Annotated in this window: 1 protein-coding gene; it reads right to left on the bottom strand. The window is 66.1% G+C overall.

Annotated elements, in window-relative coordinates; all coding sequences use genetic code 11:
- On the bottom strand, nucleotides 1-310 hold a 310-nt coding region (locus UU9_RS17130; protein WP_040671322.1), incomplete at both ends, for a hemagglutinin repeat-containing protein.

Below are 310 nucleotides of genomic sequence, written 5' to 3'. Positions count from 1 at the left end.
GTTGCTGATGTTGGACTGGCTGTAGCTGGCCCCGCCGCTGGTGGCGCCGTAGCAGATGGGCGGGATGCACAGGCTCAAGCCGGCGCTGGCACTTTGATAAGTCTCCTTATAGTGGTCGGTGTCCTGCGTGCTGGTGAGGCTGAGGCTGCGGCCGATGTCGGCCAGGATGGTGTTGCCGTAGGCCTGGGCCCCTTCCAATGTGGTGTCGCGCCCACTGGTCAGGCTGAGGGTGTCACCAGCCGTAACGGTGGTGGCGTGGTTGGTGGTGCTGTCACCGTTGCCCTTGCCGCGGGCCGCTGCCGCAGCCAGC

The sequence above is a fragment of the Rhodanobacter fulvus Jip2 genome (assembly GCF_000264315.1).
In the GTDB taxonomy this organism is placed as follows: Bacteria; Pseudomonadota; Gammaproteobacteria; order Xanthomonadales; family Rhodanobacteraceae; genus Rhodanobacter; species Rhodanobacter fulvus.
This window is presented reverse-complemented; position numbering and strand designations above follow the sequence as displayed.